This window comes from Caenimonas soli, assembly GCF_013155545.1.
Lineage (GTDB): Bacteria > Pseudomonadota > Gammaproteobacteria > Burkholderiales > Burkholderiaceae_C > Ramlibacter > Ramlibacter soli.
Genome location: NZ_JABJVV010000005.1, coordinates 275,826 through 295,153 on the forward strand (window position 1 = coordinate 275,826; position 19,328 = coordinate 295,153).

22 protein-coding genes are annotated in these 19,328 nt (G+C 64.4%); 17 read left to right on the top strand and 5 right to left on the bottom strand.

Annotated elements, in window-relative coordinates:
• Nucleotides 1–29 precede the first annotated feature (29 nt).
• Together HNE04_RS10025 and HNE04_RS10030 are read right to left on the bottom strand one after the other, a co-directional pair.
• Nucleotides 30–860, bottom strand: a complete 831-nt coding sequence (locus HNE04_RS10025) for a phosphogluconate dehydrogenase C-terminal domain-containing protein (protein ID WP_172218391.1) — start codon at nucleotides 858–860, stop codon at nucleotides 30–32.
• 87 nt (nucleotides 861–947) lie between these two features.
• Nucleotides 948–2,045: a class I SAM-dependent methyltransferase gene (locus tag HNE04_RS10030; protein ID WP_172218392.1), complete on the bottom strand. Its 1,098-nt coding sequence runs from the start codon at nucleotides 2,043–2,045 to the stop codon at nucleotides 948–950.
• Between the two features lie 17 nt (nucleotides 2,046–2,062).
• On the opposite strand from HNE04_RS10030, the gene HNE04_RS10035 reads away from it, so the two are divergent.
• Together HNE04_RS10035 and HNE04_RS10040 are read left to right on the top strand one after the other, a co-directional pair.
• On the top strand, nucleotides 2,063–2,836 hold the full coding sequence (locus tag HNE04_RS10035) for an SDR family oxidoreductase (RefSeq protein WP_172218393.1): 774 nt from the start codon (nucleotides 2,063–2,065) through the stop codon (nucleotides 2,834–2,836).
• 15 nt (nucleotides 2,837–2,851) lie between these two features.
• Nucleotides 2,852–3,217 (top strand): dihydroneopterin aldolase, encoded by a 366-nt coding sequence (locus HNE04_RS10040; RefSeq protein ID WP_172218394.1) that lies wholly within the window; start codon nucleotides 2,852–2,854, stop codon nucleotides 3,215–3,217.
• A gap of 88 nt (nucleotides 3,218–3,305) precedes the next feature.
• Here the strand turns inward: HNE04_RS10040 and HNE04_RS10045 are convergent, their stop codons facing one another.
• On the bottom strand, nucleotides 3,306–4,259 hold the full coding sequence (locus tag HNE04_RS10045) for a LysR family transcriptional regulator (protein ID WP_172218395.1): 954 nt from the start codon (nucleotides 4,257–4,259) through the stop codon (nucleotides 3,306–3,308).
• A gap of 223 nt (nucleotides 4,260–4,482) precedes the next feature.
• On the opposite strand from HNE04_RS10045, the gene HNE04_RS10050 reads away from it, so the two are divergent.
• From HNE04_RS10050 to HNE04_RS10065, 4 genes are read left to right on the top strand one after another with little or no spacing between them, the layout of a single operon-like run.
• Nucleotides 4,483–5,334 carry an ABC transporter substrate-binding protein gene (locus HNE04_RS10050; RefSeq protein WP_172218396.1) on the top strand — a complete coding sequence of 284 codons (852 nt, stop codon included), beginning with the start codon at nucleotides 4,483–4,485 and terminating at the stop codon, nucleotides 5,332–5,334.
• Between the two features lie 18 nt (nucleotides 5,335–5,352).
• Complete coding sequence (locus HNE04_RS10055; protein WP_172218397.1) at nucleotides 5,353–6,030, top strand: amino acid ABC transporter permease; 678 nt, start codon at nucleotides 5,353–5,355, stop codon at nucleotides 6,028–6,030.
• A gap of 58 nt (nucleotides 6,031–6,088) precedes the next feature.
• A complete protein-coding gene (locus tag HNE04_RS10060) occupies nucleotides 6,089–7,030 on the top strand; it encodes a dihydrodipicolinate synthase family protein (RefSeq protein WP_172218398.1) in 942 nt (313 codons plus the stop codon).
• On the top strand, nucleotides 7,027–7,761 hold the full coding sequence (locus tag HNE04_RS10065) for an amino acid ABC transporter ATP-binding protein (protein ID WP_172218399.1): 735 nt from the start codon (nucleotides 7,027–7,029) through the stop codon (nucleotides 7,759–7,761). Before HNE04_RS10060 ends, HNE04_RS10065 begins: the two co-directional genes overlap by 4 nt.
• An 82-nt stretch (nucleotides 7,762–7,843) precedes the next feature.
• Here the strand turns inward: HNE04_RS10065 and hydA are convergent, their stop codons facing one another.
• Both hydA and HNE04_RS10075 read right to left on the bottom strand, forming a co-directional pair.
• Nucleotides 7,844–9,256 (bottom strand): dihydropyrimidinase, encoded by a 1,413-nt coding sequence (gene hydA / locus HNE04_RS10070; RefSeq protein WP_172218400.1) that lies wholly within the window; start codon nucleotides 9,254–9,256, stop codon nucleotides 7,844–7,846.
• Nucleotides 9,257–9,296: 40 nt separating this feature from the next.
• Entirely contained in the window at nucleotides 9,297–10,193 is an 897-nt protein-coding gene (locus HNE04_RS10075) for a dihydrodipicolinate synthase family protein (RefSeq protein ID WP_328700305.1), read from the bottom strand.
• 359 nt (nucleotides 10,194–10,552) lie between these two features.
• On the opposite strand from HNE04_RS10075, the gene HNE04_RS10080 reads away from it, so the two are divergent.
• Genes HNE04_RS10080 through HNE04_RS10130 form a run of 11 tightly spaced genes read left to right on the top strand, consistent with a single transcriptional unit; the run spans nucleotide 10,553 to nucleotide 19,318 of the window.
• Nucleotides 10,553–11,746 (top strand): CaiB/BaiF CoA transferase family protein, encoded by a 1,194-nt coding sequence (locus tag HNE04_RS10080; protein WP_172218401.1) that lies wholly within the window; start codon nucleotides 10,553–10,555, stop codon nucleotides 11,744–11,746.
• Nucleotides 11,747–11,755: 9 nt separating this feature from the next.
• Nucleotides 11,756–12,952, top strand: coding sequence for a CaiB/BaiF CoA transferase family protein (locus tag HNE04_RS10085; RefSeq protein ID WP_172218402.1), 1,197 nt, complete (start codon nucleotides 11,756–11,758; stop codon nucleotides 12,950–12,952).
• A gap of 41 nt (nucleotides 12,953–12,993) precedes the next feature.
• Nucleotides 12,994–14,157, top strand: a complete 1,164-nt coding sequence (locus HNE04_RS10090) for an acyl-CoA dehydrogenase family protein (RefSeq protein WP_172218403.1) — start codon at nucleotides 12,994–12,996, stop codon at nucleotides 14,155–14,157.
• A 42-nt stretch (nucleotides 14,158–14,199) separates the two neighbouring features.
• On the top strand, nucleotides 14,200–14,601 hold the full coding sequence (locus tag HNE04_RS10095; protein WP_172218404.1) for a MaoC/PaaZ C-terminal domain-containing protein: 402 nt from the start codon (nucleotides 14,200–14,202) through the stop codon (nucleotides 14,599–14,601).
• 1 nt (nucleotide 14,602) lies between these two features.
• A complete protein-coding gene (locus HNE04_RS10100; protein WP_172218405.1) occupies nucleotides 14,603–15,046 on the top strand; it encodes a MaoC family dehydratase in 444 nt (147 codons plus the stop codon).
• Between the two features lie 12 nt (nucleotides 15,047–15,058).
• On the top strand, nucleotides 15,059–15,373 hold the full coding sequence (locus HNE04_RS10105; RefSeq protein ID WP_172218406.1) for a DUF4286 family protein: 315 nt from the start codon (nucleotides 15,059–15,061) through the stop codon (nucleotides 15,371–15,373).
• Nucleotides 15,370–15,867 (top strand): ureidoglycolate lyase, encoded by a 498-nt coding sequence (locus HNE04_RS10110; protein ID WP_172218407.1) that lies wholly within the window; start codon nucleotides 15,370–15,372, stop codon nucleotides 15,865–15,867. Before HNE04_RS10105 ends, HNE04_RS10110 begins: the two co-directional genes overlap by 4 nt.
• A gap of 47 nt (nucleotides 15,868–15,914) precedes the next feature.
• Nucleotides 15,915–16,835, top strand: a complete 921-nt coding sequence (gene ttcA / locus HNE04_RS10115; RefSeq protein ID WP_172218408.1) for a tRNA 2-thiocytidine(32) synthetase TtcA — start codon at nucleotides 15,915–15,917, stop codon at nucleotides 16,833–16,835.
• 38 nt (nucleotides 16,836–16,873) lie between these two features.
• Nucleotides 16,874–17,455: a DUF4136 domain-containing protein gene (locus HNE04_RS10120; protein WP_235964907.1), complete on the top strand. Its 582-nt coding sequence runs from the start codon at nucleotides 16,874–16,876 to the stop codon at nucleotides 17,453–17,455.
• A 56-nt stretch (nucleotides 17,456–17,511) separates the two neighbouring features.
• A complete protein-coding gene (locus HNE04_RS10125; RefSeq protein WP_172218410.1) occupies nucleotides 17,512–18,153 on the top strand; it encodes a histidine phosphatase family protein in 642 nt (213 codons plus the stop codon).
• Nucleotides 18,125–19,318, top strand: a complete 1,194-nt coding sequence (locus HNE04_RS10130) for a DSD1 family PLP-dependent enzyme (RefSeq protein ID WP_172218411.1) — start codon at nucleotides 18,125–18,127, stop codon at nucleotides 19,316–19,318. The genes HNE04_RS10125 and HNE04_RS10130 overlap by 29 nt, the downstream gene beginning before the upstream one ends.
• Nucleotides 19,319–19,328 lie beyond the last annotated feature (10 nt).

Consider the following 19,328-nt stretch of genomic DNA (forward strand, 5'->3'; position numbering starts at 1 on the left):
GGGTGGTGGGGGAAAGTCTCGGGGGTCGGTCAGGTGATGCGCTGGATGCTCTCGGCGATTTCTTCGTGGTCGAACACCTTCTTCCAGTCGTCGCGCATGAGGCGCGGCTTGCCGAAGGTGATGGCCTTGTTGCAAGCGTCGGAGAACGCGCCGGGGATCTCCCGGAAGATCACCGCGCTCAGGATGGTCATGTGGCCCAACAGGAAGTCGCGGGCGCAGTCGCGCGGAACGCCGCGGGCGACCACCTCGTCCATCGCGTCGCGCATCACGTCCAGCAAGGTGGCGCACACGGTCTCGGACAGGCCAGGCTCCAGCAGTGCCATCTGCTCGACCGTCACGCGGTAGGAGCGCAGGACGGGCGCGTAGATGGTGCTGGCGATCTCCTCGCCAAGGTCGAAGTCGGCCGGCTTGCCCTGCATCAGGGCGCTGACGATCGATTGCGGCGCGTGGCCGCCACCGAAGAAATCGGGCTTGCCGTCCTTGTACAGCGCGGCGCTGAAGATTGGCGGGTGGCAGGGATGGGCAACGAAGTACACCAGGTCGTCGCGCTGCGGCAGGTGGCCGGCGAACGGAGCGGCTGCATCCAGGGTCATCACCATGGTGCCCGGAGCCAGTTGCGGCGCGATGGCGGCCGCCACCTTGCCGATGAGCGTGTCGGGGATCGCGAGGATGACCACATTGGCGTTGTCCAGCGCCTTGGCCTGGTCCACGCACTCCACGCCGAGTTCATCACGCAAACGCTTGCGGCCGACCTCGCTGACCTCCACGTGCCTCACCTCGAAGCGCGAACCCGCCAGGTTCTTCGCGAGCCGCGCGCCCATCTTGCCCCCGGCGCCCAGCAGCGCGATCACGGTCTTCATCAGCCATCTCCAAGTTAAGTAGTGACGTGATGGTATGATGACCTGATCTGTCGAATTATCCGGATAAACCCCTATTTGGCCGCTAGGTCAAAGAACGTGGGTGCGGTCGCCTTCGCGAAAACCGATGGCGTCCCAGAACGCTCCCCGGTGGAAACCGATCACCTTGAAGAGCTCGCCCATCTCATGCTCGGCGATCAGTCGTTGCCCCGCCACGCGCTGGGCCAGCGGCGCTTCAGCCAACAGCGGCACCAGGCCGCAGTTCATCAGAAAGCGCGCCTGGGTGGTGTAGCCGAGGGTGGCCAGGCCAGCTTCCTGCGCAGCCAGCGCCAAGCCACTGAAATTGACATGGGCCGTGATGTCCTTGCCACCCACATCGCTCAGCGGGTTGGTGTCGGCCATATGCCCGCGGTGGCACATCAGCGTGCCCATGTGGCGCTGCGGGTGGTAGTACTCGCCCTCGGCGAAGCCGTAGTCGATGAAGAACGCCGCGCCCTGCGTCAGGCGGTCCGCCAGGGTTCGCACGAAAGCCTCGGCCTGGGGGTGGATCTCGGTGAGGTAGTCGTGGGGGCCGCCGATCTCCAGCGGCGGCCGCAGGTCCGTCGGCCGGTCCTCCCAGCTCAATGCACCGCCCGTTGCCGGCGCCACGCCGCGCTCATGCCAGACGCCGGCCGTGCGCACCAGCAGCTTGACCGGCATCGCATCCAGCACTTCGTTGCCCACCACCACGCCGCGCATGGCCTGCTGCAGCTCGCTGACCCAGTCCACGCGGCCGGCGTAGGCGGCCAGCGTTTCCTGCTGGCGCGCGCGCAGCGTGCCCGAGAGGTCGACGATGGTGTAGCGGCGAACGCGCTCCCCCAGGGATTCAAGCAGTTGCAGGGCCAGCGCGCCCGACCCGGCGCCAAATTCCCAGACCTCGTCGGTATCGGTGGCTTGCAAGGCATCCGCGATCTGCGCCGAAAGCGCCTGCCCAAACAGCGGCGTCATCTCCGGTGCGGTGACGAAATCGCTGCCCGACGACGGCAGCTGGCCGAACTTGCGCGAATTGTTGGCGTAGTAGCCCAGGCCCGGCGCGTAAAGCGCCAATGCCATGAACCGGTCGAAGGGCAGCCAGCCCCCGGCGCGGCGGATCGATTCTTCCACCAGGGACTGCAAGGCCCTCGTTAAACTCTTTGCTTCTGTCGTCACACCCGGATTGTCCCCGAATGAGCGATTCGCTCCCCAAGCGCACGGTACTGGTCACCGGCTCCGCCAAGCGGCTGGGCCGCGAGATCGCGCTGGCGCTCGCGGCCGGGGGCTGGCAGGTGGCCGTGCATTTCCGCGGCTCGGCCGACGACGCGGCCAAGACCGTCGAGGACTGCCGGAAGCTGGCCCCCGGCGCGCTGATCGAGTCTTTCCAGGCCGACCTGAACGACGAAGCCCAGGCCCGCGGCCTGCTGCCACGAGTGGTCCAGCATTTCGGCGCCGTCGATGCGCTCGTCAACAACGCCTCGATTTTCGAGCACGACAGCGCCAAGAGCTTCGGCTATGAAGCCCTGCAGGCGCACATGCGAACCAACACGGGTGCGCCCGTGCTGCTGGCCCAGGCCTTGCACGAGCATGTCTGCCAAAGGTCGGGCACGGGGGTGGTGGTCAATCTGCTGGACCAGAAGCTGTGGAACCAGAACCCCGATTTCCTGAGCTACACCCTGTCCAAGGCGGCGCTGGAAGCGGCCAACACCGTGCTGGCGATCGCCCTGGCGCCGCAGCTGCGCGTGGTCGGCGTGGCGCCGGGCCTGACCATCACCAGCCACCTGCTGTCGGCCGAGAAGTTCGACCAACTGCATCGCCTGTCGCCGCTGGGCCGCTCTTCCACGCCCGAGGATGTGGTGTCGGCCGTGAAGTTCGCGCTGGAAAACCAGTCCATCACCGGGACCACCTTGCTGGTGGACGGCGGCCAGCACCTGATGAAATTCGACCGCGATTTTTCGCTAATGTGAGAGCGTGGGGTATACATGACCGCTGGCAACCAGATTCTTAGCCTCACGGGACTGCGCTTCGACGCGAACCTGGGCATCCTCGACCATGAGAAGACCAGCCCCCAGCCGATCATGGTGGATGCCGAGCTGAACCTCGGCCCGCAGCCGCTGCTGCCGCGCGATGACGACATCGGTCATGTGCTGGATTACCGTAAGGTGCGCAAGATCATCATCGACGAATGCACGGCCGAACACGTGAACCTGCTGGAAAGCCTGATCGGCAAGCTGGCCAACCGGCTGATGCAGTTGCCCGGCGTGCTGGGCGTTCGGGTCAAGATCGTCAAGCTCGAAATCTTCGACGACTGCGAAGTGGCGATCCGGGTCGAGGCGGGACTTTGGTAGGAAGGCCGTCGGCAAAAGCTCATGGCGGCGGACTGTCACCGAAATGGTGGGGGCAGCCCGGAGACAAAGCCCAGTTTTCAGGGTTTTATCAGTCCTCGACCTCGGACGCACGCAATTCTTCGCGGCTATCCAGACCCGATTGCAGGTAGGCTCGCGCATTTTCCAGGAACGCCTGAACCAACCGCGGAACCGGTTTGCCGCGCATCACGAGCCCGCAAATCTTGACCGGCACGCGTGGACTGAACCGGTGCGTCGTGAAGCGCGACTCCGGCCTGAACCTGGCGGTTAGCTCATCGACCAGACCCAGCCCCAGCCCCTGGTCCACCAGCGGCGCTGCCACGTTGGAAAAGCGGACTTCGATGTCAGGGTTGTATTGGCTGCCGCCGCGCTCAAAGGCCGCGTCGATGGACGCTCCGAGCGGGCTGCCCGGGGCGGGGCCGATGACCACGCGGCCGGCCAGGTCAAACGGTGTGATCACGGGCCGATCCGCCAGCGCATCGCCCGAGGGACAGATGCAGACGATCTCCGCCTCGCTCAGCACGTCGCGGATCATGCTCGGACGCGCCGGGGGCCGCATTGCCAGGCCAACGTCCGCGCTGCCGCTTTCGACGCATTCCAGCAATTCGTCCATGCGCAGGGTTTCCAGCGCAATTCGCACCTCCGCATGCTCACGGATGAACTGGCTCAGCACCGGCGGCACCAGAAACTGTGACAGCTCCGCTGTCGAGGCGATCCGCAGCACCCCGGCGCGGCCGGTGCGCAGATCCCAGGCCTTGCGCTGGATCGCCTCGTGCACGCGAAAAAGCGGCTCAGCATCAGCTACCAGAATGCGTGCATCTTCGGTCGGAACCAGGCGGCTGTTGATGCGGTCGAACAATGCGACGCCGATCTTGGCTTCGGCGAGCTTGATGGCATTGCTGACCGCAGGCTGTGACATACCCAGTTCTTCCGCAGCGCCGATGGTGGTGCGGTAACGCATCACTGCCCGCAAAACCTCCAACTGGCGCAGGTTGATCAGAGTTCGGGTGGAGGTGTCGGACATGACAGTGTCTTTTGTTGCGCGCTTTCAGGATCCAATTGTGGTGCACCGCCAGAGGCGCCAGCATGGTGCGTACCCGAGGGCGGGCGCACCACAAATCGTCTATAGCCCCCACTTATACATGACGGCACCAACTGAATCAGGGAGGCCATGCAAGCGGATTTATCCTAGCACCTTCGTTGCTTTTATCCAGTTCGCTGGAACTACTCTTGAAAGGGCTTCCCCCATGATCTCCAATCGTTTGCGCTCGGCGCTGGTGCTCTGCGCCATCGCTGGCGGCACCAGCTTGGTCCCCACTTTGGGAGTGGCGCAAAGCTGCGTACCGACCATTCCCAAGGCGGACCTGATCTCGGAGGGCAAGCTGATGCTTTCCACCAATCCGACTCTGCGGCCCCTGCAATACGTGGACTCCAGCGGCGAGCTCAAGGGTATGAATATTGACCTGGCCAACGAGCTGGCAAAGCGCCTGTGCCTGAAGGCCGACCTGGTCCGGATGGACTTCCCCGCAATGATCCCGGCGCTCAAGGCCGGCCGCTTCGACGGAATCAATACCGGCATGTTCTTTACCGAGGAGCGCGCCAAGCTCATGTGGGCCGTGCCGTACGCCATGTCCGCGATCGACATCGTGGCCGCACCGGGGAGCAAGGTCAGCCTCGCCTCGGCCGACGCCATTTCAGGGGTGAGCGTGGGGGTGGAGACGGACTCCTACCAGGAACGCTGGCTGCGCGAACGCGAGAAGGACAACGTGGCCAAGGGCCGCAAGAGCATCAAGATCCTGGCTTTTCCAACCGCCAGCGACGTGATGGCCGCCCTGCGCGCGGGCCAGTTCGATATTGCCGCCTTCCCCAGCTACGCCGGCAACGCCTTTGTCAAAAATGGTCAGGCCGTGATGGTGCTGCCTGAACAGGGCGGCTCGCCCACGATGATGAGCTTCCGCTCTAAATCTGTCGCCGATGCCGTGGTTAAGGCTTACAACGACATGATGAAAGACGGCACCTACGACCGCATCCTGGACCAGTACGGCATGACCAAGCTACCCGCGCGCGTCGTCGCGATCCGCGGCCCCGGCCCGCAATAAGCCGTCGGCCGGAAACCCATGCAGTTCTTCAAGTTCGACGCCTTTCTGGGTTACCTGACCAACGAGTTCCTGCTCAGAGGGGTGCTGGTCACCTTGGGTATGACCGTGGCCACGGTGATAGGCGGCCTGTTGCTGGGCCTGGTCATCGCCTTCGTGCGCATGTCCAAAAATTCGCTGCTGCAGAACTTGGCGCGCTTTTATCTCTGGGTGTTCCGGGGCACGCCCCTACTGATCCAGCTGGTGATCATCTATACCGGGTTGCCCCAGCTGGGCATCAAGCTGGGCGTGATCGAATCGTCCCTGCTAGCGCTGATCCTTAACGAGGCCGCTTACTTAGCCGAGATCGTCCGCAGCGGCTTCATGGGCGTGGCCGCGGGTCAACGCGAAGCGGCTGATTCCCTGGGTCTGCCGCGCTGGCTGGTGGTCTGGAAGGTCACCTTTCCCCAGGCCTTCCGCCTGATGATTCCGCCGCTGGGCAATTCCATCAACGGCCTGCTTAAGGCCACATCCATCACCTCAGTGATCTCGATGGAAGAACTGATGCGCCGCAGCCAAATGATCATGCAGGAGAAGTTCGAGGTATTGGAAGTCTTTGCAGCAGCCGCTGTGTTCTATCTGATCCTCACAACCTCCTGGGGGCTGATTCAGGACCAGCTCGAAAGGCACTTCGGCGCCTCCATTGCACCCCGCAGTTGACCGTCCTGCGATGACCACCCCCGCACCGATGCACCGCGAATCTCACGATCGAATTCCCATGAAAAATCACTGGTTGCGGGGCGTGACCGTGGCGACCGTCCTGCCACTTCGGGTCGATGGCACCATCGACTGGAACAGCTACGCCCGGCTCCTCGACTACTGCACAACGCCGGAAGGCATCAGTTCGGTCTTCGTGAACGGCCACGCCGGCGAAAGCTCGGGGCTGAACCCACGGGAGCGCGCCGAGGTCATCCACTTCACGCGCAAGCACATCGCACCTCAGCAATGCCTGGTGGCCGGGTTGGTTGCCGATTCAATAGACGACGCCGTGCTTCAGGCCAGGCAAGCCAAGGCTGCGGGAGCAGACGTGCTCACCGTTTTTCCGCTGGCGCACCCCGGGCTGGCGGGCGAACCGCTTGTCAAGGCTCAACTGGCCCACGTGCGCGCGATCGGCGAGGCGGCGACCATGCCGCTGGCTATCTTCCAATACCCTTTCAGCTCGCCCGCCACCTACGCGACCTCGACCCTGTGCGAGTTCGCGCGCATGCCATGGGTCGTGGGGGTGAAGGAAGGGTCCGACAGTATGACGCTGTACGAAGACAATCTGCGCGCGCTCAAGGCCATCAAGCCTGAGCTGGCGGTCATGCCCTCCAATTTCGACTGGTTCATGCCCCAGCTGGCCGTAGGCGGCGACGGCATTCTCTCGGGACTGGCCAGCTTGGCACCGCTCAGCCTGGTACGGTTGTGGCAAGCCAGCGAGCGCAAAGACCTGGACGCCATGCGCAGATTCAACGATGCGCTGTACCCGCTGGTGCGCGCCGTCTACGAATTGCCGCGTTCCGACATGTACGCGCGCATCAAGCTCGCGTTGATGGAGGCGGGCGTCATCGATTGCGCCTTCTCGCGTACCTGCAAGACCACCTTCTCCGAGGGCTCCCGTGCCGCGCTGCGCCAGGGCTTGGCGGCCGCCCGACAACCTCTGACCGAGGAAACACCATGATCGCTATCGAGCACGTGCACAAGTGGTACGGGGCGTACCACGCCCTCAACGACGTCAGCCTCAATGTCAAGAAGGGCGAACGGGTGGTGATCTGCGGACCTTCGGGTTCGGGCAAGTCCACCTTGATCCGCTGCATCAACCGGCTCGAGTCGCACCAAAAGGGCCAGATCATCGTCGATGGCGTCGAACTCACCGCGAAGGCCAAGGCCCGCAACGTGGTTGCCGTGCGGCGGGAGGTGGGAATGGTGTTCCAGCAATTCAATCTGTTTCCGCACCTGACCGTGCTGGAAAACCTGACGCTGGCGCCCATCTGGGTGCGCGGTGCGTCCAAGGCCGAGGCCAGGGACATGGCCATGCTCTACCTGAACCGGGTCCACATCGCCGAACAGGCGGGAAAGTTTCCGGGCCAGCTCTCCGGCGGCCAGCAGCAGCGCGTGGCCATCGCCCGCTCTCTGTGCATGCAGCCCAAGGTCATGCTCTTCGACGAGCCGACCTCGTCGCTGGATCCCGAGATGATCAAGGAAGTGCTGGACGTGATGACGGATCTGGCCAGCGAGGGCATGACCATGATTTGCGTGACGCACGAGATGGGCTTTGCCCGCAAGGTGGCTGACACCGTGGTTTTCATGGACAAGGGCGAGCTGATCGACGCCGCGCCGGCGGCCGAGTTTTTCTCAAAGCCGCGCAGCGAGCGGACTCAGAATTTCCTCAAGCAGGTCATGACGCACTGACCTGCGGCCCGGGCCAGGGCGGCGGCGGACGGCGAGCTCAATTGCACGGACCGGATTGGGATAGATCAGGCCATCGGCCAGCTCAGAACCCACCAGCCTCCCCGCGCCGCAGGAATTGGCCGCGCCCGGGACGGCCCAGCCACCGCTCGCCATCGACCAGAAGGTCGCCCCGCGAGAACACTTTGCGCACAGCGCCGTGCACTTGGTGCCCTTCGAACAGGGTGTAGTCGCAATGACTGTGGTGGGTACGGGCGGACAGCACCTGGGTCGCGTTCGGGTCGAACAGCACGAGATCGGCGTCGCCGCCCACAGCGACGGTGCCCTTGCGCGGAAACAGGCCGAACAGCTTGGCCGGTGCGGTCGCGATCAGCTCGACGAAGCGGTTAAGCGAGATACGGCCGGTCCGCACACCGCCGTCGTATATCACTGTCATGCGGGTCTCGATGCCCGGCGCGCCGTTCGGAATTTTGGAGAAGTCGTCCTTGCCGTGCATCTTCTGGCGCACCCGCCCCCTGTGACCTTCCTTCATGCAGAACGGGCAGTGGTCGGTGGAGACCAGCTGCAGGTCGTCGGTTTTCAGCGCCGTCCACAGTGCGTCCTGCGCCTCCTTCGACCGCAGCGGCGGACTCATTACATATTTCGCGAGCGAAAAATCGTCGCTGTCGTATAGCGACTCGTCGAAGAACAGGTAGTGCGGGCAGGTTTCTGCAAAGACCGGTATGCCGGCGTCACGCGCCTCTATGACATGCGCCAGCGCTTCCTTTGCGGAGAGGTGGACGAAGTAGACCGGCGCCTGCGCCAGTTCGGCCAGCTTGATGCCGCGGTGCGTCGCCTCGCCCTCCAGGATAGAGGGCCGGGTCAGTGCATGGTACTTGGGCGAGGTGTTGCCCTGGGCCAGCGCCTCGCGGATCAGCAGGTCGATCACCGTACCGTTTTCGGCGTGAAGGGCGATCATTCCACCGTGCTCGCCGACCATCCGCATGGCCTGGAAGATGGCCGCGTCATCGACCATCACGGTGCCGGGATAGGCCATGAACATCTTGAAGCTGCTGACGCCCTCATGGCGGATCGCATGGCGCATGTCGCCCAGCACTTTCGCGTCGACCTGCGTCACGATGACATGGAAGCCATAGTCGATGTTCGCGCCCGCCTGTGCTTTGGCCTGTGCTCGTACGATCGCATCGAGCGGGCTGGTGTCCTTGTCCTGGAAGGCAAAGTCGATGATGGTCGTGGTGCCGCCGAAAGCCGCAGCGCGCGTGCCAGACTCGAAGTCGTCGCAGGTGGTGGATTCCCCAAAGGTGTTTTCCAGGTGGGTGTGGCAATCGACGCCTCCGGGCAGCACCAGCAGGCCATCTGCGTCGACGATGCGGACCGCCGGGCCGACGGCGAGCTGTTTACCGATGGCTGCGATCTGGCCATTTTCGATCAGGATGTCGGCGCGATAGTCGTCCACCGCAGTGACGACTCGGCCGTTGCGAATCAGGGTGGCGGTCATTGGGTCTTCCAATCCATGGAGCCAAGGGTGGGCATTCGGCTCACAGGCCCGCTGCTTGAAGCGCGCGCTGCAGCATGCCGACTTCGGCGGCAGGCAGCGGCGCCATCGGCGCGCGCATGGTGTCGTGTTCGAGCCGGCCTAGTAGCTTCAGGCAGGTCTTCAATCGCGCCGCCGCGTGGCCGGACGGCGCCGTGCCGTAAACAGCCTTGGCCAGAGGGTAGATGCGCTCGTTCCATTGGCGCGCCGCGGCGAGGTCGCCGGCTTGCAGGGCCTGGTACAGGCTGACGATGAGCGCCGGCACCACGCAGGCCAAGCTCACCAGGCTGCCCTCGGTGCCCAGCGCGAAGCAGGTAAAAAGGTGCTCGTCACCGGACGCCATCATCAGCACCGCCGGCGCGGCCTCAGCCACCAACCGGCGGTTGGCCTCATAGGCCGCCGCTTCCCAACTACCCTCCTTGATGCCGACCACGCCGGGCAACTGAGCCAGCCGCGCCAGCACATCGGGCGTGTAGGCCATTTTGCCCGCGCCCACACCCGCCTGGTACAGGAACAGGGGCAGTCGACTTCCCTCCATCGCCATCCGATGGTGACGCACCGCGACCTCGTTGTCTTGTGACAGCGCCCAGGAAAAAGGCGGGAAGATCAGTACCGCGTCGGCGCCAGCAGCCTCGGCGTCGGCTACGTGGCGCTGCGCCTCGCGGCTGTCCTCGGCATTGATGCCGCAGACGATCACGCTGGCGGCGGGACACGCAGCGCGGGCGATTTCGATCACTCGCTGTTTTTCCCCGCGGCTGAGCATGAAGTTCTCGCCGGCATGGCCATTGATCAGCAAACCGGTCATCCCCTCTGTCCCCGCGACTTCGCTCAGGTGTGCGGCCAGCGTCGACGCGTCGATTGCGCCGTCTTCGCGCATCGGACAGATGGTAGCGGCGTAGATGCCGCGAAAGCGTTCATGAGGATGAGGATGAGGATGAGGATGAGGATGAGGATGAGGATGAGGATGAGGATGAGGATGAGTGGGTAGCATGGCGATTCGGGGCATGTGACTCGCGCGACCATATCCTTGCCGACGAGACTGCGCCAATGCCAAACCAAGGCAGGACTATAAGTCCGGCCTATAGCGCCAGGCGCCCTTGCCGCCCCTGGTTGGTTATGCCACGGACTGATAGTTCCGCCCCGACATCTGATAGGCCAAAACACCCTTCAAAAGGCGCTCCTCCGATATTCTGCAGATGCCACACGCGAGCTGTGCGGCGTCATGCAGTGGCACGGCGCGATGCATTTTTTGGAGTCAACATGCTGTCTGGAATCCGGGTCATCAGTTTCAATCACTTCCATGCGGGGCCCATGGCCGCGCAGTTTCTCGCTGACCTGGGAGCCGACGTGATCGCCGTCGAACCAGTCGGCGGCGCTTTCCACCGCAACTGGGCGGTCGCCAATCGATTCGTCGATGGCCAGAGCGTCTGCCTGCTGACGACCGGTCGCAACAAGCGCAGCTTGGCGCTGGACATGAAGTCGGACGCCGGCCGCGAAATCGCCCGGCGCCTGCTGGAAAAAGCGGACGTAGTGATGGAGAACTTTCGTCCCGGGGCCATGGCCCGCATGGGCCTGGGCTACGAGCAGGTCAAGGCATTCAACCCCGGCGTCGTCTATGCGTCTGTCAGCGGCTACGGCGCGGACGGCCCCGACCGCGACAAGCCGGGCCAGGACCTCCTGCTGCAGGCGCGCTCCGGCCTGGCTGCGCGCACCGGGTCGGCGGAGGGCGCCCCCACACCCACCGGCCCGGTGATTGTTGACCAGCACGCAGCTTCGCTGCTGGCCATGGGCATCCTGGCCGCGCTGCTGGGTCGCCAGAAAAATGGTCAGGGCCGCCTGGTGGAAGGCAGCCTGCTGCAGGCCGCGATCGATCTGCAGTCCGAGTCCCTCACGGCCTGGCTCAATGGGGCGCGTTCCGATACCTCGCGCGGCAGGCACGGCCTCGCGAGTTGGTGCAGCGCCGGGCCTTCCGGCATCCACGCCACCGCCGACGGACACCTCGCGATTTCCATGGCTTCGCCGGCCGACCTCGCTGTGGCTCTGGAGTTGCCCGAACTGGCCGCGCTGCCCGACAGCGCCAGCTTCGACCAGCGCGATCGCATCACCGAGGCTGTGGCCATTCGGTTGGGCCAGCGCTGCACCGCGCAGTGGCTGCCCGCTCTGGAGAAGCAGGGCATCTGGCACATGCCGGTGAAGGACTACGAGGACCTGCAGGACGATGCCCAGCTGGCCCACCTGAACACCTTTGTGAGCGGCACCGGTGTCGAGGGCACGCCGGTCACCCTGCTCGGTCATCCGCTGCGTTACGACGGCAAGGCACCGCCGGTGGTGCTAATGCCGCAGCGCCTGGGCAGCCAGACGCGGGACATCCTCGAGGAACTGGGCTATAGCGAGGCGGAGGTCGATGGTTTCGTCGGCGCAGGCGCTGTGCACAGCGCCGACGCTAGCGCTTAAGGAGCCGCCATGCAACTCCAAATGAAGGTCGTCAGCTTCTGCCACTACCTGCAGGGACCCGCCTGCACCCAGTACCTCGCCGACATGGGCGCCGAGGTGATCAAGATCGAGCCGCTGCAGGGCGCTTTCGAGCGCCACTGGTCGGGGGGGAACTCCTACGTTAACGGGGTCAGCGCCTTCCTGATGTCGGCCAATCGCAACACGCAGAGCCTCGCAATCGATCTCAAGCAGCCGCGCGCCGTGGAGATCGTGCTGCGTCTGATCGACGAGGCCGACGTGGTGATCGAAAACTTCCGCCCCGGCGTGCTGGAGCGCCTCGGCCTGGGCTACGACGTGATGTGCGAACGCAAGCCCTCCCTTATCTATGCATCCGCCAGCGGCCTCGGGCGCACGGGCCCGGCCGCGAGCCGGCCAGGCCAGGACTTGCTGATGCAAGCACGCTCGGGCCTGATATCGGCCACCGGCAGCGGCGCCCAGGGCCCGTCGGCGGTCGGAGCGGCCGTCGTCGACCAGCATGGCGGCGCCCTGCTGGCCATGGGCATCCTCGGCGCCTATGTGCGGCGCCTGCAGACCGGAGCCGGGACACGCGTGGAGAGCAGCCTGTTCGCCGCCGGCATCGACCTGCAGACCGAGGCGCTGACCAAGTTCTATGCAGTGCAGCACAGCCCCGACGTCTTCAGCCGCGACGCCCACGTCGGCAGCTGGTACCACGACGCGCCTTATGGCGTGTACCCGCTTGCCGACTGCCATCTCGTCCTTTCCATGAACGATCCCGTGCGCTTGGCCGAGGCCCTGGACAGCGAAACACTGCGCGCCCTGCAGACCATCGACCGCTATGCCGAGCGCGACCGCTATGCCCAGGCCGTCGCTGTCGAACTGGCGGGCCGCCGGTTTGCCGACGTGTCGGCCGTCTTCGACGCGCATGCGATCTGGCACGAGCGGGTGCAAAGTTACGACGAACTGCGTCGGGATCCGCAGGCCGTGCACAACGAGGCCTTCCGGGAAATCGACGTTCCCGGCGGCGGCAAGGCGGTCCTGGTCAATCACCCTTTGCGATACGACGGCGAACTGCCGGCATACCGGCGCATGCCGTTCCAGCCGGGCTGCGACAGCGCCGAAATACTCACCCGCTTGGGCATCGACGACGCCACACTGCAAACGCTAATCCGGGACCGCGTGGTGGCTGTGCCGCCTTCCGGCCGGTGATACGCAGCCGCTTCATTCCTTTCCAACCCACCGATACACCCATGTTTGATTTTTCCATTCCCTCTGACAGCCAGATGCTGGTTGACAATGTCCGGCGGTTCGTGACCCAGGAGGTCCAGCCGCTGGAAAACGAAGTCGAGACGCTCGGCCGCGTGCCCGCCGAAGCGCTGCAGCGCGTGCGCGGCAAAGCGCAGGAACTCGGCCTATTTGCCATGAACATGCCGGTTGAAACTGGCGGCGGGGGCCTCAGCCACGTAGACATGTGCCTAGTGGAAGAAGAGCTGGGCAAGACCTCGGACGCCTTGATCCGCCGCATTTTCGGGCAGGTGTATCCCATGCTCCTGGCGTGCACGGGCGAGCAGCGCGAGAAGTACCTGCTGCCCACGGTACGTGGCGAAAAGATCTGCGCGATGGCCATCACCGAACCGGGCGCCGGCTCGGACGCGGCTTCGATAAGCACCACCGCCCGACTCGACGGAGACCACTGGGTGCTGAACGGCCGCAAGCATTTCATCAGCGACGGCGACATCGCCGACTACGTGATCGTCATGGCCGTCAACGACAAGGACAAGCGCGCCCGCGGCGGCATCACGCTGTTTCTGGTCGACAAGGGCACTCCCGGCTTCGAGGTCACGAGCGTGCAGCCCATGATGGGCCATCGCGGCTACGGCCACGCCGAACTGGTGTTCGAGAATTGCCGCATCCCGGCGGATGCCGTGATGGGCGAGGTCGGCGAAGGCTTCAAGCTGATCATGAGCAGCGTTTCGGGCATCCGCCTGGCCCACATCGGCGCGCGTGCGGTCGGCATGGGCCAGCGCGTGCTGGAGCTGATGCGCAACTACGCCAACGACCGCAAACAGTTCGGCCAGCCCATCGGCGACTTCCAGATGATTCAGCAGATGATCGCGGACTCTGCCACCGAGCTGTTCGCCGCCCGGATGATGGTGCTCAACACCGCCTGGGAGTTGGACCAGGGCATCGACTGCCGCGACAAGGTCTCCATGGTCAAGCTCTACGCCTCGGAAATGCTGGGCCGCGTGGCCGATCGCGGCATCCAGGTATTCGGCGGGATGGGTTTTACGAAGGAGATGCCGCTGGAACGCATCTACCGCGACTGCCGCGTCACCCGAATCTACGACGGCACCTCCGAAATCCATCGCATGCTGATTGCGCGCAGCGTTATGAAACGCGGCCTGCGCCTCTGATTTTTTCAGTCCCCTCTTCCATCCCATCCGACAGGAAAACCCATGCCCACATTTCAAGCCGGCGACAAGATGTCGTTTCGCAAGACCCTCACCGTGGCGGAGCAGGCCATGTTCACCGGCATCAGCGGCAACCTCGCCCCGCTCTACGTCGACTTGCGCGCGGCGCGCGAAGCCGGCTTCGATGCGATGCTGGCCTTCGAGTTGAACGCCGTGGCCCTGGCAACCACCGCGCTGAACCGCCTGACCGGGCCAGGCTGGCGACTGGGCGGCCTGCAGATCGATTTCAGCGCGCCGCTCACGGTGGGCCAGACCGTGGAGTCAGCGGTGGAAATCATTTCCGCCGACGCCCACAGCCTCGCCTGCCGCGTGCGCTGCACGGTGGCGGGTGGCGCGACTGTAGCCGAGGGGACGGCCCGCATGGTCCCTGTCCGTATCGGGAGCTGAAATGTACGAACTCAAGCCCTTCGACAGCCTGCACGTGGATGACGAGGTCACGGTCAGCAAGACCGTGACCGAAGCCGATGGGGCGATGTACATCGCGGCCACTGGCGACTTCGGCCCCGTCCACGTCGATGACAGCTATGCCCAGACCACCCGCTTCGGCCGTCGCCTGGCGCCAGGCATTATGGTCGCCGGCCTTTGCACAAGCGTCCTCACGGCCGAGCTCGCCGGCACCCTGGGTGTGTCGATCGAAGACCGCTTTTGGTTCACCGGCCCGGTTTTCTACGGCGACACCATTCGCTTTCGGGTCTGGATTTCCGCAATGGACAGCGAGACCCGCACCGTCACCTGGAAAGCCAGCGCCTTCAACGAGGAGGATCGTGAGGTCCTGAAGGCCGAGGCCACGCTGAAGTTTCCCCGCGTCAAGCCCAAGCAGTCCACCAGCTGAAACGAGCCCGCCATGAGCCAGAGCCCCCAGGAGTCCACCGCCTTCCTGCACATCGTGCGCGTCGACATCGACCCGGCGTACGAGCAGGCCTTCAACCGCTGGTATGACGAAGTGCATGTGCCTGCCCTGCTGGCCTGCCCGGGTTGGCTATCGGCGCGTCGTTTCATTTCGATCGAAGACGGCCCCAAGTACGCCGCAATCTACGATGTCGCCGGCGACTGGGCCTACGACACTCCCGAATTCAACGCCGTCAAAGGCTTCATGGAATTCACGCCGCACGTACGCAACTTCATGCGCCAGCGCCTTCGTCCGGTGGCATCGTCATGATGCTGCTGACAGCTCAGCCGCTCAGCAAGCAGGCTTTCAGCCCGTTTGGTCAGGTCATCGAAATTGATGCGGTAGCAAGCAGCTTCGACATCAACGGCGGCAACGCCCAACGTTTCCATGACCTGGCGCAGGTCGATGTGGAAGACCAGTCGGGCCGGCCGCTGATCAGCGTGTTCAGGGCCATGCCACGCGCCGAGCCAGTACAGCTGACTCTCATGGAGCGGCATCCGCTCGGCTCGCAGGCGTTCATGCCCCTGACGAGGCAGCCCTACCTTATCGTGGTCGCCGACGACCTTGATGGCCGGCCCGGGACTTTGCACGCCTTCGTCACCCGCGGCTGGCAAGGCGTGAATTACGGCAAGGGGGTCTGGCACCACCCCTTGCTGGCATTACGGGAAGCTGGCGACTTCATCGTGATCGATCGCGGCGGTCCGGGCTGCAACCTGGAAGAACACCCGCTGACGGAAATTGTCAGCATCGCCCCGCTAGGCTGACCCGTTCCGCAGATTCAATCGTTCCGGATAAAGGCGACAATACCGCCATGAGCGCAGTCTGGACTGAAACCGAAGTCGTCCCCATCGATAGGGAACGCAAGATCGAGCGCGAAACGCACAAGCTCGAAAAACGCCTGTGCCGCCTGATGGGGCAGGCCATCGCCGACTACAACATGATCGAGGAAGGCGACAAGGTCATGGTGTGCCTGTCCGGCGGCAAGGACAGCTACGGCATGCTGGACATCCTGCAGAAGATGCAGCAGCGCGCGCCGGTGAATTTCGAGCTGATCGCCGTCAACCTGGACCAGAAGCAGCCCGGCTTTCCCGAGCATGTGCTGCCCGAGTACCTGGCCAAGACGGGGGTGCCCTTCCACATCGAGAACCAGGACACCTACTCGATCGTCAAGGACAAGATCCCCGAGGGCAAGACGATGTGCAGCCTCTGCTCGCGGTTGCGGCGTGGCATCCTGTACCGCGTGGCCGACGAGCTGGGGGCGACCAAGATCGCGTTGGGGCATCACCGCGACGACATGCTCCAGACCTTCTTTCTCAACATGTTCTTCGGCGGCAAGCTGAAGGGCATGCCGCCCAAGCTGGTCAGCGACGACGGCCGCCATATCGTGATCCGGCCGCTGGCCTACGTCGCCGAGAAGGACCTGATCCGCTGGGCCGAGCACCGGCAGTTCCCCATCATTCCGTGCACCCTGTGCGGCAGCCAGGAAAACCTGCAGCGCAAGCAGGTAGCCGCGATGCTGCAGGAGTGGGACCGCAAGCACCCGGGGCGGGTCGACACCATGTTCACGGCTTTACAAAATGTCGTTCCCTCGCATCTGGCGGACGGAACACATTACGACTTCAAGGGTCTGACCGTCACTGGCGTGGCCAGCGAAGACGGTGACAAGGCCTTCGATCCGCAGGAATTCGCCACCGCCGCTCCCCTGCCAGGCCTGCAAGTCATCAAGATGTGAGGCTGGTGCCTCGCGGGAAGGCACGTATGAGGTTTTCGATGCTGCGGCTGTTGGGAGCGGCCGCCATTGCCGGCTGGCTGTTGTCAGGCTGCGCCGGCGGCTACCTGCTGGACAACAGCGTCCAATCCTTCTCCAACCTCACCGCGCTGCCCACTCAGCCCACCTATCGCTTTGAGCGCCTGCCCTCGCAGCAGCACCCTTCGCAGGCGCAGCTCGAAGCAATGGCCGACCCGGCGTTACACAAAGCCGGACTGCGGCGCGACGACGGAAATCCTCGATACAGCGTGCAAGTTAGTGCCCAGCTTCAGCGGGTTCTGTCGCCATGGGCGAATCCCTGGGATGGTTATGGCTGGGGAGCGTTCGGCGTCGGCCACCGGGGCATGGGGCTTGGCTTCGGTTTCCCGTTCGGACGCATGGAATCCCCTTGGTACCAGCGCGAAGTATCCGTCATCATTCGCGAATTGCCTTCAAATCGCGCAGTCTATGAAACCCGGGCACTCAACGCGGGGCCCTGGATGGATAACGGCTCAGTCTTTCCCGTTATGTTCGAGGCAGCCCTTCAGGGGTTTCCCACCCCGCCCGCCGGGCCCAGGCGGGTAGACATCCAGGTAGGTCGCTAACACTTGGCAACCCATAGAGGTTGCCATGGATGGCTTGTTCCCTACAATCAAACCCGATGGAAGCCACCCGAATCATTGCCGTTCGCCACGGCGAAACCTCCTGGAATGTGGACGCTCGCATCCAGGGTCAACGCGACATCGGTTTGAACGACACCGGCCGATGGCAGGCCAAACGGGTGAGCGAAGCACTTGCCACCGAAGAGATCAGCGCGGTGTATTCCAGTGACCTGGGCCGAGCTCAGGAAACCGCGCAGTCCATTGCCGAGGTTGCAGGCATCCCGGTGGTACCGGAACAGGGCCTGCGCGAACGCAGCTTCGGCATGTTCGAAGGCAAGACCTTCGATGAGATCCACGAGACTTGGCCGGACCATGCGCACAACTGGCGCAAGCGCATTCCCGAATGGGAACCTCCCGAAGGCGGCGAGTCGCTGCTGCAGTTGCGCGAGCGGGTGACCCGCACCATCCAATCGCTGGCTGCGCGTCATCCCGGCGAGCAGATCGTGGTGGTGGCGCACGGCGGGGTGCTCGATACCCTCTACCGGGTCGCGACCGGGCAGGAAGTCAATTCCCCACGAACCTGGGAACTGCCCAACGGCGCCATCAACCGCCTGTTGTGGACCCCCGAAGGCTTTACTCTGGTAGGCTGGTCAGATACTCAGCATCTGGACCATGAAGCCGCCGACGAAAACTCCTTCTGAATCCCTGGCCCAGCTGGTCGGGCAAAGCGTCAACGACATCGATACCCCCGCCCTGGTCGTGGACCTGGACGCGATGAAGCGCAACCTGTCGCGCATGGCCGAGTTCGCGCGCAAGCACGACGTGCGCTGGCGCCCCCACGCCAAGATGCACAAGAGCGTGGCGCTGGCCAAGCTGCAGATGCAGGCCGGGGCCGTGGGCGTGTGCGTGCAGAAAACCGCGGAGGCCGAAGCCATGGCCGCCGGCGGCATCTACAACATCTACATCAGCAACGAAGTCATCGCCCCGCAGAAGCTGGCGCGCGTAGCGGCGCTGGCGCACCGGGTGTCGGCCGAGAACGGCCGGCTGGCGATAGCCGTGGACAGCACCGAGGGCGTGATCCGCCTGGCCCAGGCGATGAACCAGGCACGCAGCCATCACGGCGCGGCCGCCGTGATCGATGTTTTCGTGGAGATCGACGTCGGCCAGCATCGCTGCGGAGTTCCGCCGGGCGAAGCCGCCGTGGCGCTGGCGCAGGAGATCCGCAAACACCCCGCCCTGCGATTCGGCGGGCTGCAGGCCTATCACGGCAAGGCGCAGCACATGCGCGGCGCGAAAGAGCGGCGCGACGCCATCGCCATCGTCATGGACGAGGTCGTCTATACCCGTAAGCTGATCGAGGCCGAAGGCATGCCGGTTGACCTGGTGACCGGCGCAGGCACCGGCACCATGGTGTGCGAGGCGGCCAGCGGCGTGTTCGGCGAGCTCCAGGCGGGCTCCTTCATGTTCATGGATGCCGACTATGCCGCCAACGAGCGCGATCCCGCGCAGCCCCATTTCGAGCACGCCTTGTTCGTCAAGAGCCAGGTCATCAGTTCGCGCGCGGACTATGCAGTGTGCGACGCCGGCCACAAGAGCCATGCGATCGATTCGGGCCTGCCCAAGGTGCTTGCCTTCGACCCCGAGAGCGAACTGGACTACCTCAATGGCGGCGACGAACACGGCATCCTGCAACCGGCCGGGGCCAGCCGGCGGGTACCCGCGATCGGCCGCATGCTGTGGCTGATTCCCGGCCATTGCGACCCGACCGTGAACCTGCACGACTTCATGATCGGCGTCGCCGGCGGGCTGCGCAAAGGCACGGTGGAGACCATCATCAGGGTTGACGCCAGAGGCGCCCTGACCTGATCGCGGGAGA

Bases quoted from the DNA above. Each gene is read 5' to 3' on its own strand.
- HNE04_RS10035 (WP_172218393.1), top strand. From the start codon at position 2,063: ATGAGCGATTCGCTCCCCAAGCGCACGGTACTGGTCACCGGCTCCGCC.
- HNE04_RS10085 (WP_172218402.1), top strand. From the start codon at position 11,756: ATGCAACTCCAAATGAAGGTCGTCAGCTTCTGCCACTACCTGCAGGGA.
- HNE04_RS10060 (WP_172218398.1), top strand. From the start codon at position 6,089: ATGAAAAATCACTGGTTGCGGGGCGTGACCGTGGCGACCGTCCTGCCA.
- HNE04_RS10125 (WP_172218410.1), top strand. From the start codon at position 17,512: ATGGAAGCCACCCGAATCATTGCCGTTCGCCACGGCGAAACCTCCTGG.
- HNE04_RS10050 (WP_172218396.1), top strand. From the start codon at position 4,483: ATGATCTCCAATCGTTTGCGCTCGGCGCTGGTGCTCTGCGCCATCGCT.
- HNE04_RS10130 (WP_172218411.1), top strand. From the start codon at position 18,125: ATGAAGCCGCCGACGAAAACTCCTTCTGAATCCCTGGCCCAGCTGGTC.
- HNE04_RS10110 (WP_172218407.1), top strand. From the start codon at position 15,370: ATGATGCTGCTGACAGCTCAGCCGCTCAGCAAGCAGGCTTTCAGCCCG.
- HNE04_RS10120 (WP_235964907.1), top strand. From the start codon at position 16,874: ATGCTGCGGCTGTTGGGAGCGGCCGCCATTGCCGGCTGGCTGTTGTCA.
- ttcA (WP_172218408.1), top strand. From the start codon at position 15,915: ATGAGCGCAGTCTGGACTGAAACCGAAGTCGTCCCCATCGATAGGGAA.
- HNE04_RS10105 (WP_172218406.1), top strand. From the start codon at position 15,059: ATGAGCCAGAGCCCCCAGGAGTCCACCGCCTTCCTGCACATCGTGCGC.
- HNE04_RS10065 (WP_172218399.1), top strand. From the start codon at position 7,027: ATGATCGCTATCGAGCACGTGCACAAGTGGTACGGGGCGTACCACGCC.
- HNE04_RS10095 (WP_172218404.1), top strand. From the start codon at position 14,200: ATGCCCACATTTCAAGCCGGCGACAAGATGTCGTTTCGCAAGACCCTC.
- hydA (WP_172218400.1), bottom strand. From the start codon at position 9,256: ATGACCGCCACCCTGATTCGCAACGGCCGAGTCGTCACTGCGGTGGAC.
- HNE04_RS10040 (WP_172218394.1), top strand. From the start codon at position 2,852: ATGACCGCTGGCAACCAGATTCTTAGCCTCACGGGACTGCGCTTCGAC.
- HNE04_RS10045 (WP_172218395.1), bottom strand. From the start codon at position 4,259: ATGTCCGACACCTCCACCCGAACTCTGATCAACCTGCGCCAGTTGGAG.
- HNE04_RS10100 (WP_172218405.1), top strand. From the start codon at position 14,603: ATGTACGAACTCAAGCCCTTCGACAGCCTGCACGTGGATGACGAGGTC.
- HNE04_RS10080 (WP_172218401.1), top strand. From the start codon at position 10,553: ATGCTGTCTGGAATCCGGGTCATCAGTTTCAATCACTTCCATGCGGGG.
- HNE04_RS10055 (WP_172218397.1), top strand. From the start codon at position 5,353: ATGCAGTTCTTCAAGTTCGACGCCTTTCTGGGTTACCTGACCAACGAG.
- HNE04_RS10025 (WP_172218391.1), bottom strand. From the start codon at position 860: ATGAAGACCGTGATCGCGCTGCTGGGCGCCGGGGGCAAGATGGGCGCG.
- HNE04_RS10090 (WP_172218403.1), top strand. From the start codon at position 12,994: ATGTTTGATTTTTCCATTCCCTCTGACAGCCAGATGCTGGTTGACAAT.